At 70.3% G+C, this 16,355-nt stretch carries 15 protein-coding genes and 1 pseudogene; 6 read left to right on the forward strand and 10 right to left on the reverse strand.

All coding sequences use genetic code 11. The features are described from left to right. Positions 1 to 3: 3 nt before the first annotated feature. The 3 genes from ACLNEE_RS02395 to ACLNEE_RS02405 are packed head-to-tail and all read right to left on the reverse strand — an operon-like array spanning position 4 to position 2,935. On the reverse strand, positions 4 to 1,056 hold the full coding sequence (locus tag ACLNEE_RS02395; RefSeq protein WP_411423497.1) for an ABC transporter ATP-binding protein: 1,053 nt from the start codon (positions 1,054 to 1,056) through the stop codon (positions 4 to 6). Positions 1,057 to 1,065: 9 nt separating this feature from the next. Continuing rightward, entirely contained in the window at positions 1,066 to 2,025 is a 960-nt protein-coding gene (locus ACLNEE_RS02400; RefSeq protein WP_411423496.1) for a heme o synthase, read from the reverse strand. Continuing rightward, on the reverse strand, positions 2,018 to 2,935 hold the full coding sequence (locus tag ACLNEE_RS02405) for a COX15/CtaA family protein (RefSeq protein WP_412006738.1): 918 nt from the start codon (positions 2,933 to 2,935) through the stop codon (positions 2,018 to 2,020). The genes ACLNEE_RS02400 and ACLNEE_RS02405 overlap by 8 nt, the downstream gene beginning before the upstream one ends. Positions 2,936 to 3,201: 266 nt before the next feature. On the opposite strand from ACLNEE_RS02405, the gene ACLNEE_RS02410 reads away from it, so the two are divergent. The 4 genes from ACLNEE_RS02410 (at position 3,202) to ACLNEE_RS02425 (ending at position 6,996) form a co-directional block, all read left to right on the forward strand. Then, entirely contained in the window at positions 3,202 to 4,086 is an 885-nt protein-coding gene (locus ACLNEE_RS02410) for a cytochrome c oxidase subunit II (protein ID WP_411423494.1), read from the forward strand. Positions 4,087 to 4,207: 121 nt separating this feature from the next. Beyond that, entirely contained in the window at positions 4,208 to 5,830 is a 1,623-nt protein-coding gene (gene ctaD, locus ACLNEE_RS02415; protein ID WP_411423493.1) for a cytochrome c oxidase subunit I, read from the forward strand. Beyond that, the gene (locus tag ACLNEE_RS02420) at positions 5,827 to 6,441 is read left to right on the forward strand and encodes a cytochrome c oxidase subunit 3 (RefSeq protein WP_411423492.1); all 615 of its coding nucleotides are present in this window, start codon (positions 5,827 to 5,829) and stop codon (positions 6,439 to 6,441) included. Before ctaD ends, ACLNEE_RS02420 begins: the two co-directional genes overlap by 4 nt. Before the next feature lie 111 nt (positions 6,442 to 6,552). After that, positions 6,553 to 6,996 (forward strand): AbrB family transcriptional regulator, encoded by a 444-nt coding sequence (locus ACLNEE_RS02425; protein WP_411423491.1) that lies wholly within the window; start codon positions 6,553 to 6,555, stop codon positions 6,994 to 6,996. Here the strand turns inward: ACLNEE_RS02425 and ACLNEE_RS02430 are convergent, their stop codons facing one another. Both ACLNEE_RS02430 and ACLNEE_RS02435 read right to left on the reverse strand, forming a co-directional pair. After that, positions 6,997 to 7,575, reverse strand: coding sequence for an HdeD family acid-resistance protein (locus ACLNEE_RS02430; protein ID WP_411423490.1), 579 nt, complete (start codon positions 7,573 to 7,575; stop codon positions 6,997 to 6,999). A gap of 26 nt (positions 7,576 to 7,601) precedes the next feature. Then, positions 7,602 to 8,321 carry a riboflavin synthase gene (locus tag ACLNEE_RS02435; RefSeq protein ID WP_411423489.1) on the reverse strand — a complete coding sequence of 240 codons (720 nt, stop codon included), beginning with the start codon at positions 8,319 to 8,321 and terminating at the stop codon, positions 7,602 to 7,604. 51 nt (positions 8,322 to 8,372) lie between these two features. On the opposite strand from ACLNEE_RS02435, the pseudogene ACLNEE_RS02440 reads away from it, so the two are divergent. Next, positions 8,373 to 8,873, forward strand: a pseudogene (locus ACLNEE_RS02440) (bifunctional nuclease family protein); the annotation flags it as partial. A gap of 97 nt (positions 8,874 to 8,970) precedes the next feature. After that, the gene (locus tag ACLNEE_RS02445) at positions 8,971 to 10,110 is read left to right on the forward strand and encodes an aldo/keto reductase (RefSeq protein WP_411423488.1); all 1,140 of its coding nucleotides are present in this window, start codon (positions 8,971 to 8,973) and stop codon (positions 10,108 to 10,110) included. 11 nt (positions 10,111 to 10,121) lie between these two features. Here ACLNEE_RS02445 and ACLNEE_RS02450 read toward each other — a convergent pair whose 3' ends face one another. From ACLNEE_RS02450 to topA, 5 genes are read right to left on the reverse strand one after another with little or no spacing between them, the layout of a single operon-like run. Further along, entirely contained in the window at positions 10,122 to 11,165 is a 1,044-nt protein-coding gene (locus ACLNEE_RS02450; protein WP_411423487.1) for a type 2 periplasmic-binding domain-containing protein, read from the reverse strand. A 10-nt stretch (positions 11,166 to 11,175) separates the two neighbouring features. Beyond that, positions 11,176 to 12,312 (reverse strand): nicotinate-nucleotide--dimethylbenzimidazole phosphoribosyltransferase, encoded by a 1,137-nt coding sequence (locus tag ACLNEE_RS02455; protein ID WP_411423486.1) that lies wholly within the window; start codon positions 12,310 to 12,312, stop codon positions 11,176 to 11,178. Continuing rightward, the gene (locus tag ACLNEE_RS02460) at positions 12,299 to 12,958 is read right to left on the reverse strand and encodes a DUF2232 domain-containing protein (RefSeq protein WP_411423485.1); all 660 of its coding nucleotides are present in this window, start codon (positions 12,956 to 12,958) and stop codon (positions 12,299 to 12,301) included. The genes ACLNEE_RS02455 and ACLNEE_RS02460 overlap by 14 nt, the downstream gene beginning before the upstream one ends. Beyond that, a complete protein-coding gene (locus tag ACLNEE_RS02465) occupies positions 12,958 to 13,458 on the reverse strand; it encodes a hypothetical protein (protein WP_412006739.1) in 501 nt (166 codons plus the stop codon). The genes ACLNEE_RS02460 and ACLNEE_RS02465 overlap by 1 nt, the downstream gene beginning before the upstream one ends. Further along, the gene (topA, locus tag ACLNEE_RS02470; protein WP_411423512.1) at positions 13,458 to 16,208 is read right to left on the reverse strand and encodes a type I DNA topoisomerase; all 2,751 of its coding nucleotides are present in this window, start codon (positions 16,206 to 16,208) and stop codon (positions 13,458 to 13,460) included. The genes ACLNEE_RS02465 and topA overlap by 1 nt, the downstream gene beginning before the upstream one ends. Positions 16,209 to 16,355: the final 147 nt, after the last annotated feature.

Genomic DNA, 16,355 nt, shown 5'->3' on the forward strand with positions numbered 1-16,355 from the left:
AGGTCAGCGCATGCTCTGTTTGCGTTCAGCCTTGGGATCGCGGATCCCGGCGACGGCCAGTTCGGCGTCCATCAGGGTGCGCCCGGTGGCCTGGAGGTAGACATCATCCAGGCTCGGACGGCTCTGGGCGAGGGCGAAGACGGGCAGATCGGCCTGGGCCAGCTGGCGACGCAGCTGCTCCACCACGCCCCCGTGCTCCACCACGAGGTTGAGGGAATAGCCCTGGGCGCGGTTGACCACCACCTGGCGCACCCCCTGGCAGCCGCGGAGCAGGTCCTGGACCCGGGAGGCCTCCTCCGCGTCGCTGAACTCCCGCACCCGCAGGGTGACCCGATCGCCCCCGAGGGCATCCTTGAGTTCCGACGGAGTGCCTTCGGCGATCACCCGACCGGCTTCGAGGATGGCCAGACGGTCGGCCAGGGCATCCACCTCCTCGAGGTAGTGGCTGCTCAGCAACACGGTGGTGCCGCCGTCGCGCAGACGCCGCAGCACGTCCCAGATGGCGGCACGGCTCTCGATGTCCAACCCCACGGTGGGCTCGTCGAGAACGAGCACCTGGGGGGCGTGCAGCAGTCCCGAAGCCAGATCGAGGCGTCGCCGCATCCCCCCGGAGTAGGTGCCGCAGCGGCGGTCGATCCAGTCGGCCATGCCGAGCAACGCGACGAGCTCCTCGATGCGCCGATCCCGCCCAGCGGGTTTGAGGTGGTACAGATCGCCCTGCAGCTGCAGCAGTTCCCGACCGGTGAGGATCTTGTCGATCGCCACCTCCTGGGCCACGTAGCCGAGCAGGCGGCGCACAGCCCGCGGATCGGTGAGGGGATCGACGCCGGCCACCCGGACCGACCCCTGATCGGGGGCCAGCAGGGTGCAGAGGATCCGCAGGGTGGTGGTCTTGCCGGCTCCATTCGGTCCGAGCAAGCCGTAGAGACTGCCGGCGGGGACCGAGAGCGACAGGCCGTCGAGGGCCTGAACCCGTCTGGGGCCAGTGCCGTAACCCTTGCGGAGGTCTGCGATTTCGATCACCAGCGCCCCTCTCCGTTGGCCATCCCAGCCCATGCCCGCAGATCAGCCGACCAATGTAGGCAGTGCCGCGAGGGGGATGGAGAGCGGCTCGGCCATCGGCAGCCGGGCCATCAGCAGCAGGAGACAGATGCCGAAGAGATAGAAGATCGACCAGCGGAACAGGGAGCGGGCCGCCCTGGGATCCTCGGGTTGGACCTCCAGGGCCCGCACCAGCTGGAGCAGACGGCCATTGAAGGGCAGGACCAGCAGGCCGTAGAAGAGCCCACCCGAGGGGAGCAGCCAGACGCCGGCGAGGCTCAGCGCCACCGTGAGCCAGGCGTAGCCGCGGATCGCCCGGGCCGTGACGACGACGCCGTGCACGACCGGCAGCATCGGAATGCCCACCGAGCGGTAGTCCTCCCGGAGCAGGAGAGCCAGAGCCCAGAAGTGGGCAGGGGTCCAGACCATCACCAGGCTGAACAGCCACCAGCTGGCCAGTCCCAGCTGGCCGCTGGCGGCCGCCGCCCCCACCAGCGGGGGGATCGCCCCCGCCACCCCGCCGATCACGATGTTCTGCGGTGTGCGCGGCTTGAGCAGAGCCGTGTAGAGCAGCACATAGCTGCAGAGGCCCAGCAGCGACAGGCTGGCCGCCAGGGCATTGACCCCGATCAGCAGCACCACCACAGACACCAGGGTGAGCGCCACCGCCAGGGCGAAGGCCTGACGCTGGGCCAGACGGCCCGAGGGCAGGGCACGGCGGCTCGTGCGCTGCATGCGGCCATCGAGATCCTGCTCCCAGAGGCAGTTCAGAACCCCGGCCGCAGCGGAGGCCAGGGCCCCGCCCACCAGGGTGCAGACGGCCATGCCCGGGGCGATGGTCCCGCCACTCACCGCCATGCCCGCCAGGGTCGTGGCCAGCAGAAGGGGGATCAGGCGGGGCTTGGCGACTTCCAGCCAGGCGGGCAACTGCACCGACGGGCGCACCGCCGGCTTGGCCATGGACAGGACCGTGGCACTAACCATGGATCACCTCAGCGAAGGAAGCATCTGCGGACATCGGCCCCGGGGCCGTCATGGCCAGGCCATGGCCCACCACCGCGGCGATCACGGCCACCAGCAGAACGGCCACCAGCTGATGGCCGATCGTGAGCGCCGGCACGGCCAGGCCGAGCCTCAGGGTGCTCACCCCCAGACCGACCTGGGCCAGGACCAGGGCGCCTGCCGTGATGCCGAGCCAGCGGATCCCCCAGCCGCGGGAGCGGAGCAGGACCGTCCCGGCCAGCAGGAGGACCGCCAGAGCGGAGACCTGCGCCATGCGGCGGTGAAACAGCAGCCAGCGGCAGGCCTCGCCCAGGCCGACACAGCGGTCGGCGGCCCACTGGCTGGCCATGGCACCGCCGAGGAGGCACTGGGTGAAGACCATCAGACCCACCACCATCGCGGCCACGGCCAGGCCCCGTGCCTGCGGGGCAGCCTGCTGGGCTCCTGGAAGCGCCGCGGCCGTCACGCGAAGGCCCTGGTGCATGCCACTGACGAGGGCCACCAGCAGCAGGGCCGTGGCCAGGTGGGCGGTGACCAGGGCGGCCGGCAGCAGCTGGATCACCGTGAGGGCCCCGAGCCCGCCCTGCACCGCCACCAGCAGCAGGGCCGCCAGACAGAGGGGCGGCAGCCACGGCGGCAGGCGGCGACGGGCGAACACGCTCACCGCGGCGAGGACCAGCAGGGCGATCCCCACGACGAACGCATCGAGCCGATGGAACCACTCCAGGAAGACCTGGAGGTTCATCTGGCGGCCGGGCAGCAGCGTGCCGTAGCAGAGAGGCCAGTCGGGGCAGGCGAGTCCGGCTTCCATGACACGGGTGGCGCCTCCGATCACCACCAGCACCACCAGGGCCACCACCAGATGGCCACTGAGTCGTTCAAGCCTGCGCACCAGCCCGACGGAAGCCAGTGGTGATGGCGGCGGAAAGGAGGGCCCGAGGCCGGCTGGCATGCGGCGGGTCGCGGCGAAGTCGTGACACCGTAGCGATGGTGTCGCTGTGCCGGGATGGCGATTTGCTCACATCCGGGATTCGCCACATTCAGCCACTGGGATGGCGATGAAAGCGGACAAGAATGTTCCAATCGCCATCATCCCGCAGGCCGGCCTCGCAATCCGCGGCCCCTGCCCATAGGCTGAAACCCAGTACCGAAAACTCCGTGCAAATCCGCACCGCCGTGACCACAGCCCTGGCCAGTGCAGGCCTTGTGGCGACAGGGCTGCTGGTGGGGAATCGAGTCAACTTGCTTCCGGTTGACGCCAGCAGCAATGCGGCCACCTACGATTCACTCTTTAAGGTTTTATTCAGCATTGGCACCACCCTCTTCCTGGGTGTCGCGATCGTGCTGATCTACAGCCTGATGCGTTTCCGGCGGCCTCCCGGTGACGGGGCTGACGGCATCGCCATCGAGGGCAATCTTCCCCTCGAAATCGTCTGGACGGCCATTCCGGCCGTGGTCGTGCTGTTTGTCGGTATCTACAGCTACGACATCTACGAACGGATGGGAGGGATGGCGCCCCTCATGGACCATGCGGCCATGGACCATGCCGCCATGGGCCATGAAGCTATGGATCACGGGGCCATGGCTTCCGCACCGACGCCAGCCCCCCGGATCTGGGGAGGCATCGGGCCCGCCACCACGGCGGCTGATCCCGCAGCCACGACGGTGAATGGAGCGGCGCCCCTTCCCACCCTGCCGGTGGAGGTGACGGCCATGCAGTTCGCCTTCATCTTCCACTACCCCGACAACGGCATCACCAGTGGTGAACTCCATGTCCCCCTGGGCCAGCCCGTCGAACTCCGCATGGAAGCCCGCGACGTGATTCACGCCTTCTGGGTGCCGCAGTTCCGGCTCAAGCAGGACGTGATCCCCGGCCAGACCACCGTCCTGTCCTTCACCGCCACCCGGCCCGGCAGCTACCCGATCGTCTGCGCCGAACTGTGTGGCGCCTACCACGGCGGCATGCGCTCCACCGTGGTGGTGCACGAACCCGAGGCCTTCGAGGCCTGGAGAGCGCAGAACACGCCCCTCACCAGCACATGACTGGACCCCGTCGCCCACCATCCGCCCGTGCACCCGCGGGCAGCCGCTCTGACCGGCATCCTTCCCCTGCACCAGCTCCCTGCCGCTCGCCTGACGTCCGGAGCCGACTCCTCCGATCCCCATGACCCTCGCCAGTCCCAGTCCCCTGCCCACGGGCCTTCAACCCACAGGCTGGCTGCGCTACCTCAGCTTCAGCCTCGACCACAAGGTGATCGGCCTGCAGTACCTGGTCTGCGGCTTCCTCTTCTATCTGGTCGGAGGCGCCCTCGCTGGGGTGATCCGCACCGAACTGGTCAGCCCCATGGCCGACTTCGTCAGCCGTGACACCTACAACGAGGTGCTCACCCTGCACGGCACGGTGATGATTTTCCTGTGGATCGTGCCCGTGGTGAACGGAGGCTTTGGCAATTACCTGATCCCGTTTTATGTGGGTGCCAGGGACATGGCCTTTCCGCGATTGAATGCGGTGGCGTTCTGGATGATTCCGCCAGCCGGAATCCTGCTGATCAGCAGCTATTTTCTGGCCGGAGCAGCTGCCCAATCGGGCTGGACGGCCTATCCGCCGCTCAGCCTCACGACACCGGCAGCTGGCCAGGTGGTGTGGATTCTCAGCGTGCTGCTGCTTGGAGGAAGCTCGATCTTTGGCGCCGTGAACTTCATCGCCACGGTCCTCAAGTTGCGCAGGCCCGGGCTGAAGATGATGCAACTCCCGATGTACTGCTGGGCCATGCTGGGAACCAGCCTGCTGGTGGTGCTCTCCACCCCGGTGTTGGCCGGTGTGCTGATCCTGCTCAGCTTCGACATCATTGCGCACACGGGCTTCTTCAATCCGGTGCTGGGAGGCAATGTGGTTGTTTACCAGCATCTCTTCTGGTTCTATTCCCATCCCGCCGTCTACATCATGGTTCTGCCGGCATTCGGCCTGGTGAGCGAGATTCTCCCGGTGCATGCCCGCAAGCCCCTGTTCGGCTACACCACGATGGTTTATTCCATCATGGCGATCGTCTTTCTCGGGTTGATCGTCTGGGCCCACCACATGTTCACGAGCGGTACACCGCCCTGGATGCGACTGTTCTTCACGATCGCGACATCCTTCATTGCCGTTCCCACCGGAATCAAATTCTTCAACTGGATTGCGACCCTTTGGGGAGGGAAGATTGCGCTGAACTCGGCCATGCTCTTCTCCTGCGGCTTCATTCTCAACTTCGTCTTCGGGGGCATCACAGGCATCACCCTGGCTCAGGTTCCCTTCGACATCCACGTTCACGACACCTACTACGTGGTCGGCCACTTCCACTACATCGTCTACGGAGGCACGGTGTTTGTGATCTTTGCCTCCCTCTACCACTGGTATCCCAAGTTCACGGGACGTCTGCTCAATGAAGATCTCGGCCGCTTCCACTTCGTGCTCACCATGATCGGCTTCCAGCTCTGCTTCCTGCCGCAGCACTGGCTCGGCCTCAATGGCATGCCTCGCCGTGTGGCCGAATACGACCCCGCCTTCACCAGCCTCAACCAGCTGAGCAGTGTGGGGGCCCTGATCATGGCGATCAGCACCCTGCCGCTTCTGGTGAACGTGGTGATCACGGCCATCCGCGGTGAGGAAGCAGGGGACAACCCCTGGAACGCCCGCACCCCGGAATGGCTCACCAGCTCACCCCCACCCGTGGAGAACTGGCGGGGTGAAGCACCCCTTGTCACCGAGCCCTACGGCTACGGCATCCCCCGGGAGGGCACCCCATGACGACCACCACCCCCAATCCCACCGACGACGCCCTGCTGGCGTCCAGCTCCGATCACGGCGACAGCCACGGCCATGCCGACGTGCGCATGTTCGGGCTGACCACCTTCCTGGTGGCCGATGGCATGACGTTCGCCGGATTCTTCGCGGCCTACCTCACCTTCCGCGCCGTCAACCCTCTCCCAGCCGGCAGCACCTACGAGCTGGAGCTGTTGATGCCGACCATCAACACCGTGCTGCTGCTGCTCAGCAGCTTCACCTTCCACCGGGCGGGGCGCGAATGCCGGGCCAACCGCCTCGGGGCCTGCCAGGCCTGGCTGCTGATCACGGCCGGGCTGGGGGCCACGTTCCTCGGTGGGCAGATGCTGGAGTACTTCTCACTGCCCTTTGGCCTCACCGACAATCTCTTTGCCAGCACCTTCTATGCCCTCACCGGGTTTCACGGTCTGCACGTGACCCTGGGGGTGATCTGCATCGCCATCGTGGCGTTCCAGTGCCGCAGCGGCGGCCGCATCTCGGCCCGCAACCACTTCGGCCTGGAAGCCGCCGAGCTCTACTGGCACTTCGTGGACGGCATCTGGGTGGTGCTGTATGGCCTGCTCTATCTCCTCTGACCCTGCCCTGAGTTCCCACCCCCAGCGGCAGCCGCGCTGCTGTTCCGGTTGCCGATGACAGCCGGTCATGGGCACAATCTCACTATGCATGCGTTTTCCAGGTCTCCAGCCATGGCTCGCACGGGTGGCGGTGGTCCGACGCAGATGCTGGAGGGCAAGGCCCTGCTGGACCGGGCCCGTGCCCTCAGCAACCAGCCGGACGATCAGATCGCCCGGGCCTGCGGCTACGTGGGGCCCAGTGGGCGGGTGCTGAGGAAGAGCTTTTACCGCGCTCTCGTGGCGGCCAAGGGCTACCCGGTGCCGGGGGGTCTGGCCTCAGCCGAGGTGGGCGGGGGCCACGCCAAGGGGCGCCAGGCCGAGTTCCGCACGCGGGTGCACGGCAACGGCAACCTGCTGATCGGCAATGCCTACACCCGCCGGATGGGGCTGCAGCCCGGCCAGGAGTTCCGGATCGAGATCCATCAGGAGACCGGTTCGATCTGGCTCCTACCCCTGGACGATCCGGAACAGGACAGCGAGCCGGGGCCCTCGAGTGAAGCGGGTGATCAGGACTGATCAGCCCTGATCGGCGTGGAAGCTGGCGCTGAAGCTGAGCAGATCCACGGCACTGAACACGAAACTGATCCCCACCAGGATGCCGAGCACGCTCAGCAGCGCAGCCTCCGGCAGCCGGAGGATCAGCACACCCAGCACCAGCGTCACGATCCCATTGAGCAGTCCCCAGGCCCAGCCACGAATCTGACGGTGGGCCAGGGACACCACCAGGGCCACCAGCCCTTCCACCAGGAACACCACCCCGATCGCCAGCGCCAGGGTTGCCACAGGGGCCGCCGCGCCGACCGGACCGGAGGCCAGCTGCCTGATCATCGCCAGGCCGGCGAGCACGAAGAGGGTGGACACCACCAGCCTCCAGAAGGCGAGCCAGGGGCTGAGCAGCCGGGCCCGCATCAGGTTGTTGATCCAGCCCACCAGCCCGCCCACCAGGAACAGCAGCGCCACCACCACGGTGACCCAGAGGGAAGCCACCAGGGGGAAGAGGAGCGCCAGAACCCCCAGCACCAGCATCAGCGCCCCTTCCCAGAGGGTGAAGGCCCTCAGGGTCGCGGCATCCAGGGAGCGGCCTGCCTGACCCATCGACCCGCCATGCATCCATCCGGACCCTAGGTCTGCCAGCCATGCTCGGCCAGCCAGGCGGCGTCGAGCCGGGCCACTCCACCGCTTCCCGCACGGCTTCCCGCACCGCTTCCCGCGGCCCTGCTGCCTTCTGCCTGGTCGTGGCGTCCCTGAGCCAGCAGCCTCTCGGTGTACTTGGCCAGGAGGTCGGCCTCCAGATTCACCCCATCCCCCGGCCGCAGGGCGTTCAGGGTGGTGCCGGCCCAGGTGTGGGGGATGACCGCGATCCAGAAGCAGCCCCCATCCGCCCGGCACCCCGCCACCGTCAGGCTGATCCCGTCGACGGCGATGCTCGCCTTCTCGCACACGTAGCGGCCGTAGCCAGGGTCGTCCCAGCCGATCTCGAGCCGCCAGGACGCGCTCTGGCGCTCAATGCTCCGCACGGTGCCCAGGCCGTCCACGTGGCCGCTCACCAGATGCCCGCCCAGCCGATCGGTCAGCCGCAGGGCCGGCTCCAGGTTGACGGCGGCCCGCCGTTCCGCCTTGCCCGCCAGCGTGGAGCGGGCCAGGGTCTCCTCACTGACATCGGCCCGGAAGCCATCGGCCAGCCGCTCCGCCACGGTGAGGCAGACGCCATCCACCGCCACGCTGTCCCCCAGCCCCAGGTCGCCCGGCCCCCAGCCCCCCGCCGCCGGAGACCAGCGCAGGCGCACCCCGCCGGCAGCCCGCTCGATCGACCCCGTGGCCTGCACCAGTCCCGTGAACATCCGCCCGTCCTCCCCTGCTGGCCATAATCAGTCAGAGGGGCACGCCGGGTCATGGTGGAAATGCGGGTCGCCGGAATTGCCCTGGATGCGGCGAGCCGCAGTCCTATCGTGTTGCTGCGCGATCCCTCCGGCCGGCGCCAGGTGCCGATCTGGATCGACCAGGCCCAAGCCCAGAACATCCTGGTGGGCCTCGGCCACGAGCGTCCCCCCCGGCCGCTCAGCCACGATCTGATGGTGGAGCTGCTGGCCGCCGGGAAGCTCCAGCTCGACCGCGTGATCATCCACACGATCGAGGACAGCACCTTCCGGGCCCTGCTCCGGCTCAGCCGCAGCGGCGCAGCGGAGGGCAGCGAGCCGATCGAACTCGATGCCCGGCCCAGTGATGCCATCGCGCTCGCCGTGCGCACCGACACGCCGATCTGGATGCACGAGGAAGTGGTGGCCGACGCCTCGATCCCCGTGGACGCGGAGGCCGACGCCGAAGACCAGAACGAGTTCCGCCGCTTCCTCGACTCGGTCAGCCCGGCGGAACTGGTGCGCCATCTGGGCGAAGCGCAGCGCGAGATCGAACCCGAAGGCGGCGGCGACCAGGCCGCCAGCGACAGCCCCGATCCGGGCCCGAGCGACCTGGGCCCGAGCCATCCACCCGGTGACGCCGGCTAGGCGCCCCTTCGGCCGGGGGCCGGCGGTCTCGGCCTTCACCCTGGGCACGATGCGGGCCCTGGCGAGTCCGGAGCAGATGGAGGCCGTGCTGCGGGCGGCCCTGGACGCCGGGATCAACCATCTGGAAACCGCCCCGGCCTATGGCCCGGCCGAACGCTTCCTCGGCCAGGGGCTGCGGCGGCTCAGGGAGGCGGAGCTCGCTCCCGAAGGTGGCTGGCTGGTCACCAGCAAACTGCTGCCGGGCACCGATCTGGCCACCGGCCAGGCCCAGCTGCGCGCCATCCTGGAGCGCCTGGGGCTCGAACAGCTCACGGGTCTGGCGGTGCATGGCTTGAACACCCCGGAGCACCTGGCCTGGGCCTGCCACGGCGCGGGCGCCGAGCTCCTGGCCTGGGCCCTGGGCGAGGGCCTGGTGCTGCAGGTGGGCTTCTCCAGCCATGGCGCCAGCCCCCTGATCGAGCAGGCGCTGGCCAGCGGGCGGTTCACGTTCTGCTGCCTGCACGTGCATCTGTTCGACCAGACCCGCCTCCCCCTGGCCCGGGCCGCCCTTGCCGACGGCCTCGGCGTGCTGGCCATCTCCCCGGCCGACAAGGGCGGCCACCTCTACGCGCCGTCGCCGGAGCTGCTCGCGGACTGCGCCCCGTTCCACCCCCTGGAGCTGGCCTACCGGTTCCTGCTGGACCAGGGGATCTCCACCCTCAGCCTGGGGGCGGCCCAGCCCGCGGATCTGGCCTGGGCCCGGCAGTGGCAGGCGGGGCGGCTGGCCGGCCTGGGTACCGAGCGGGCGGCAGCCCTGGAGCGGCTCCGGGAGGCCGCCGCCGCCCGGCTGGGCGACACCGGCTGCGGCCAGTGCCGCGCCTGCCTGCCCTGCCCGAATGACGTGCCGATTCCGGAGCTGCTGCGGCTGCGCAATCTGGCCGTCGGCCATGGCATGGAGGGCTTCGCCCAGGAGCGCTACAACCTGATCGGCCGGGCCGGCCACTGGTGGGAAACCCTCAACGCCGAGGCCTGCCGCAGCTGTGGAGCCTGCCTGCCCCGCTGCCCCCGGTCGCTGCCGATTCCGGCGTTGCTGGCCGACACGCACCGGCGGCTGGCGGCCGCGCCACGGCGACGGCTCTGGGGCTGAGGGGAAGCGGCTCAGCGCGGGGCACCGGCCCCGTCGCGGGGGTCCGGTGCCGCGGCATCCCAGAGACTCTGAAGCGCCAGCCGCGCGCCCATCTCCAGGGGGGGGAGGCTCCAGCAGCGCTGCAGCAGGCCAGGTTCCGGCAGCAGCAACGCGGCGATGGCACGCGGGAAGCGGCGCACCACCGGCTCCAGAACCCCCGCCGGCAGGGGGGGAACCCACCCACCGGCCAGCAGGGTGGTCAGCAACGGCTCGGTCAGGGCCTCCGCGAGCCAGGGCAGGGGCGGGAGCTGGGCACTGCCCTGGGGACGCAGCAGCAACTGCCAGGTGAGGGGAGCCCCGCTGGCAGGCCAGATCACCGCGAGGCGCTGGTCCCGCCGCAGCAACGGGACGACCGGGCGCAGGGGGAGCACGGCCGCATCGGCCGCACCGCTGAGCACCAGGTTCAGGCCGTCCTGCTCGTCGTAGGCCAGGGCCTGCTGGCGGAGGCGCCGAACGCGCTCGAAATCGCCTCCCATCAGGGCCATGCAGACGCGTGGGCTGGAGGGGAGCACCAGCCGCCCCCGCAGACTCGGATCCAGCAGCAGGGACCATCCCTCGCCGGCGCGGGCCCGCAGATCGGGGCGGGAGCGCAGCAGGATCACCCAGGGGGCATAGGCCCAGGGGTAGGCCACCGCCGGCGCCGTCTCGCCGCCGAACAGCCGGCTGGCCGGGACGGCCCAGGGAGCCAGCCGGCCCAGCAGGTCCGGAGCCGGGAAGGGTTGCCAGGCCTCCCGCGCCTCGGCCGCCCAGCCGTCACTGAGGCCCACCAGGTCAGGCGGCGGAACCGCCGACCGCGACGCCAGCACCGCGGCGGGCTCATCCAGCTGGCGCGCGCGCCAACCCGCCGGCAGGGCCTTGATCCAGGCGGTCGGCAGGAAGCGGGCCGGCACCCAGAGCTGGGCCCGGGGAGCGGCCCGGCAGCCGCCCAGCAGCAGCGGCAGGCCGGCGGCTGCCCCGGCACCGAGTCCGAGTCTGAGGAGCTCGCGGCGGGACAGGGGCGCAAAGGTGCTGGCCATGGCGCTGACCCTAGGCACCGGCCATCTGGCGGCAGGCCAGGTCGCAGGCCCGGGCCAGGGCGTCCGGCGAGCGGCCGCAGCGTTCCCACACCAGGGCCAGGCCACCGGCCCCGACGCCCTCCTTGACGAAGCCGCGTTCGTAGTCGCGCAGCGGAGCGGCGCTGCAGCCATGGAAGCGGAGCCGGGCCACCTGCAGGCGGGGTTCCACTCCCCAGCGGAGCCCGATCCGCTGGAGCAGCAGCGGCAGATCACTGTCGGGCTCCTCCGCCACCCAGGCCGTGGTGGCCACGCTGAGGCGGGCCGCCAGGCGCTGCCGCTCGCCGGGGGGCGTGAGTGCCAGCGCCAGCGCCAGCACCGCCGCCATCTGGCTCCCGCCGGCGAGCAGGACGGTCACGCCCTGCCCGGCGGCGCCCAGGGCAACCCCGGCGGCCAGGGCCTGCATCGGGTCGCCCACGGCCGCCAGCACCGCCAGGGGATCGTTGCTGGCCGCGGTGCCGGCCCTGCCGGGCCAGGGGGCCAGCCCGGCGGCCGCCAGCCCCCGCGCCGCCAGCCCGCTCTTGAGACCATGGGCACTGGTGCGCAGGCTGCCGCTCACCAGGCCATCGGCCGCCACCCCGAGGCCGCGGAGCACCGCCAGGGCCGTGGTGGTCCCACCGGGCACGCATTCCGCCACCAGCAGGGGCCGGGCCGGCTCGCTGGTAGCGCCCCAGCGGCGTCCGCGCTCCAGCAGGGCCCGAACCCGCACCGGTGCCATGGCGGCACCGCTGCTCAGGCAGCGGGCCGGTCCCTGGCCCTCGGGGCAGGGGAGGCGCAGGTGGGGAACGGCAGGGGCGATCGGACAGCCCGCATCGACCACCAGCAAGTGCTCCAGCAGGCCCAGCTCCCTCAGCACGACGTGGGAGATCAGGGCGGGGCTCACTCCCGCCGGCAGGGGGGGAAGGGCGTGGGGACGGCTCCCTGCCGGCCCCCTGACCACCAGTTCCGCATCGGCGGCCGCGGTGCGGCGGCGCGCGGCCGGCGTCGCCCCTGCGGCGGAGATCCCCGGCACCGCCGCCGTCTCGGTGGCCGCCAGCAGCAACAGCGACCGGGTGCGGGCCCAGTCCTCGATCCCGGCCGGCGGCTCAGGCCGGGGCTCAGAGGGGATCAAGGGCGACCAGGGCCCGCAGGGCAGCCGGCGGTTCGCTGATCGGTGCCTGCAGCCGGGGGAAGATCCAGTAGGCCACGGCGTGCAGGGCCAGCACGACGATCACGTTCTGGACCCACACCAGCAGCACGGCAGCCACCTGCACCTGGCTGAGTTCGATCGCCGCGGCCAGATTGACCAGCCCGGCGAGCTTCTCCAGCAGACCGGCGGCCGCGGTGGTGATCAGCACCCAGAGGTTCTCCCCCACCAGCACGGACAGCACCGCGACCCGCACCAGGAATCCAGCGGTCCCGATCAGGCTGCCCACCAGCCAGCTGAGCCACCAGCTGGTGCGCCGGTGCCAGCACCAGCCCAGCCACAGAGCCAGCAGGCCGTAGGGGAACAGCACCAGCGGGCCGCGGATCGGCCCCATCAGGGCCACCAGCAACAGGGCCGTCACCACCAGACCTTCCAGGGCACAGCGCCAGCCATGGCGGAGCTGCAGCAGGGCCAGGGGCAGGGGCAGGGCAAGCCGGAACAGGGGACTTCCCACCGGCAGGTAGTAGAGCGCCAGCCACAGGAGGCCGGTGGCGGCGGCGAGGTAGGCCGTGTCCATCAGCTGGCGGGCCTGGCGACGGCTCAGGGTGCGGTCGGGGCGGGAGCGCGGCATCAGCGGGGGGCCGGCGCCGGGGCGGTGGTGGCGCTGGGCGCCGCTGCAGCTGGCGCGGCTGGAGTCGGCGCGGCTGGAGTCAGCGCGGGTGCGGGCGCCGCTGAGGCGGAGCCTGGGGAAGGCATCCGCTCGATCATCTCCACCTCGAAGGGCACGCCAGCCGCACGCAGGGCCTGGGTGACGGCTTCCGCCGGCGCCGCCGGATCAGCACCGGAGAGCTTGATCGTGATCCTGTAGGGAGCCGGCGAGAGCACAGGAGCCGGCGGCGGCTTGGCACGCTCCGGCTGGGCCGCGGCCGGCGCTGCGGCGTCGGGGGCGGCGGGAGCGGGGGCGGCGGGAGCGGAGCCCGCCGGGCCGGCGGACGGGGTGGCCGGCGCCGAGGAGAAGCTGCCGGAGAGCTGTTCGCCGAAGGGGGTGCCGCTGCACCCCCCCACGAGCCCGCCCAGACAGAGCAGGAGCCCAGGCCCCAGGCACCGCCAGCGCCACGGCGTGCGCGCCATCAGCCGTCGGCCGCCTTGATCACCCGCACCGCGCTCGCCCGCAGCCTGCCGGTCTTGGTGGTGGCCGGGGGCTTCTTGGCGGCGGGTTTCTTGGCAGCGGGTTTGTTGGCGGCCGACTTGCTCGTGGTGGGTGTCGCGGCGGCGGTCTTCCTGCTGGCGGTGCCGGAGCGTCCCTTGGCCTTGCCGGCGGTGGCCTTCGCCGCCAGCAGCTCCATGGCCTGCTCGAGGGTGATGGTCTCGGCCGTGGTGCCCTCCGGCAGGGACGCGTTGACCTTGCCCTGCTTGACGTAGAGACCGTAGGGGCCATCGAACAACTGCACGGGCTCCTCGGCACCTTCGGGAACGCCGAGATGCTTGAGGGCGGTGCGGCCGCCACGGCCCCGCTTGGGCATGGCCAGCAGCTCCAGGGCGCGGGCCAGGGGGACGCTCAGCACGTCATCCTCAGCCTTGAGCGAGCGGTAATCCTTTTCCCCCTTGCCCTTGTGGTGCACCACATAGGGGCCGAAGCGGCCGAGGCCGGCCTCCACCCGCCCCCCTTCGGGGTGCTCTCCCAGGAGCCGGGGCAGGCGCAGCAGCCCGATGGCATCGGCCAGGGTGAGTTCCTCGGGCTTCTGGCCCTTGGGAAGGGAGGCGCGCTTCGGCTTGGGGTTGTCGTCGCTCACCTGGCCACGCTGCACATAGGGGCCGTACTGGCCGAACAGCAGGTACACCTGCTCGCCCGTCTCGGGGTCCTCACCGAGCGATTCCGGTCCCTCCACCTTCTGGCGGAGCAGCAGTTCGGCCTTGTCGGCATCCAGGTCGGCGGGCGTGATCTCCAGGGGGAGGGTGGCCTTGAGCAGTTCCTCGGTGCCGTCGTCGGCCACCCGCTTGGTCTCGAGGTAGGCCCCGAACCGGCCGATGCGCACCACACAGGGCAGGCCTTCCAGCGCAACCGTCCGGGAGACCCCGGGATCGATGTCGCCTTCCCGCTGCTGCACCTGGACCTCCAGGCCCGCCTCCCCCTTGTAGAACTTCTCGAGGTAGGGCAGCCAGGCCACCTGGCCGTGGGAGATCTCGTCCAGGCTCTGCTCCATCCTGGCGGTGAAGCCCGTGTCGACCAGGTCGGGGAAGTGCTCCTCCAGCAGCGCCGTCACGGCGAAGGCGGTGAAGCTGGGGGTCAGCGAATTGTTCTGGAGGGTCGCATAGCCCCGGTCGACGATCGTGCCGATGATCGAGGCGTAGGTGGAGGGTCGGCCGATCCCTTCCCGCTCCAGGGTCTTGACCAGCGCAGCCTCGCTGTAGCGGGCCGGGGGCTGGGTCTGGTGGCCGAGGGCCTCGACCGCCCTGCAGCTGGGCTGGTCACCGACCGAGAAGGCCGGCAGCAGCACCTCCTGGCCCTCCAGCGCGGCATCCGGGTCGTCGCTGCCCTCCACATAGGCCCGGAAAAAGCCGGGGAAGTCGATGCGCTTGCCGCTGGCACGGAAGCGGGCGGTGCCGAGGCTTCCGCCGGCCACCTCCAGATCCACCGCCAGCATGGTCAGCCGGGCGTCCGCCATCTGGCTGGCCACCGTGCGCTTCCAGATCAGCTCGTAGAGGGCCAGATCGCGCCCGTCCAGGCCGGTCTCGGCGGGGGAGCGGAAGCTCTCGCCCGCCGGCCGGATGGCCTCGTGGGCCTCCTGGGCATTGCGGGCCTTGGTGGAGAACTGCCGGGGGGCTGGGCTGAGGTAGTCCTGGCCGTACTTCTGGGCCACGCAACCGCGGGCCGCCTGGATGGCCTGATCGCTCAGATGCACCGAATCGGTGCGCATGTAGGTGATGAAGCCGCGCTCGTAGAGGCCCTGGGCGGTGCGCATCGTCTCGCGGGCCGAGAGGCGCAGCTTGCGGTTGGCCTCCTGCTGCAGGGTGCTGGTGGTGAAGGGGGCCACCGGCTTGCGGATGGTGGGCTTGGCCTCCACCTCGGCGACGAACCAGGCGCCGCTCTGCACGGCGGCCTGGAGGCTGCGGGCCTCCTCCTCGGAGAGCAGCTTCACCGTGCTGCCGGCCTTGAGGGCACCGGTGCTCTCGTCGAAGTCGGAGCCTCCGGCGATCCGCTCCCCCCCGAGGTGGCTGAGCTTGGCATCGAAGCCGCTGCCCGCCTGCTCGAGCTGGGCCTTCAGATCCCAGTAGCTGCCGCTGCGGAAGGCCCGGCGGGCCCGTTCGCGCTGCACCAGCAGACGCACCGCCACCGACTGCACCCGGCCCGCCGACAGCCCCCAGGCCACCTTCTTCCAGAGCAGGGGGGAGAGGGTGTAGCCCACCAGCCGGTCGAGGATGCGACGGGTCTCCTGGGCGTGCACGAGCTCCATGTCGAGCTCACGGGTCTGGTCGAGCGCCCGGCTGATGGCCTCCTTGGTGATCTCGTGGAAGACCATCCGCTTGACGGGCACCTTCGGCTGCAGGAGCTGCAGCAGATGCCAGCTGATGCTCTCGCCCTCGCGGTCCTCGTCCGTGGCCAGCAGCAGCCGGTCAGCCCCCTTGAGGGCATCCTTGAGCTCCTTGACCACCTTCTTCTTGTCCTTCGGCACCACGTAGAGCGGTTCGAAGTTCTCGGCGGTGTTGACGCCGAGGTTGGCCCACTTCTCACCCTTGTGGGCCGCCGGGATCTCACTGGCGTTGTTGGGCAGATCCCGCACATGGCCCATCGAGGCCTCCACCCGGAAGTCCTTCGGCAGGAATCCACGGATGGTGCGGGCCTTGGTGGGGCTCTCGACGATGACCAGGGTGTGACCCACAGACAGGCGGACGACCGCTTCCCTCTTTATCGCATCGAGCGGCAACTGCGCGCCGCCGGTGCGATGAACCGGAATCAACGCGGCTACAGTCGCGCCGGAAACCTGGCCCTAGAGCTGCTGTGAACTCCCTGCTCGGCGCCCTCCCAA

The organism is Aphanothece stagnina RSMan2012 (genome assembly GCF_046764815.1).
In the GTDB taxonomy this organism is placed as follows: Bacteria; Cyanobacteriota; Cyanobacteriia; order PCC-6307; family Cyanobiaceae; genus NIES-981.

Excerpts from the sequence above, each read along its gene's own strand:
- ACLNEE_RS02395 (WP_411423497.1), bottom strand. The coding sequence starts at position 1,056 with ATGGGCTGGGATGGCCAACGGAGAGGGGCGCTGGTGATCGAAATCGCA.
- ACLNEE_RS02400 (WP_411423496.1), bottom strand. The coding sequence starts at position 2,025 with ATGGTTAGTGCCACGGTCCTGTCCATGGCCAAGCCGGCGGTGCGCCCG.
- ctaD (WP_411423493.1), top strand. The coding sequence starts at position 4,208 with ATGACCCTCGCCAGTCCCAGTCCCCTGCCCACGGGCCTTCAACCCACA.
- ACLNEE_RS02420 (WP_411423492.1), top strand. The coding sequence starts at position 5,827 with ATGACGACCACCACCCCCAATCCCACCGACGACGCCCTGCTGGCGTCC.
- ACLNEE_RS02425 (WP_411423491.1), top strand. The coding sequence starts at position 6,553 with ATGGCTCGCACGGGTGGCGGTGGTCCGACGCAGATGCTGGAGGGCAAG.
- ACLNEE_RS02430 (WP_411423490.1), bottom strand. The coding sequence starts at position 7,575 with ATGGGTCAGGCAGGCCGCTCCCTGGATGCCGCGACCCTGAGGGCCTTC.
- ACLNEE_RS02435 (WP_411423489.1), bottom strand. The coding sequence starts at position 8,321 with ATGTTCACGGGACTGGTGCAGGCCACGGGGTCGATCGAGCGGGCTGCC.
- ACLNEE_RS02450 (WP_411423487.1), bottom strand. The coding sequence starts at position 11,165 with ATGGCCAGCACCTTTGCGCCCCTGTCCCGCCGCGAGCTCCTCAGACTC.
- ACLNEE_RS02460 (WP_411423485.1), bottom strand. The coding sequence starts at position 12,958 with ATGCCGCGCTCCCGCCCCGACCGCACCCTGAGCCGTCGCCAGGCCCGC.
- ACLNEE_RS02465 (WP_412006739.1), bottom strand. The coding sequence starts at position 13,458 with ATGGCGCGCACGCCGTGGCGCTGGCGGTGCCTGGGGCCTGGGCTCCTG.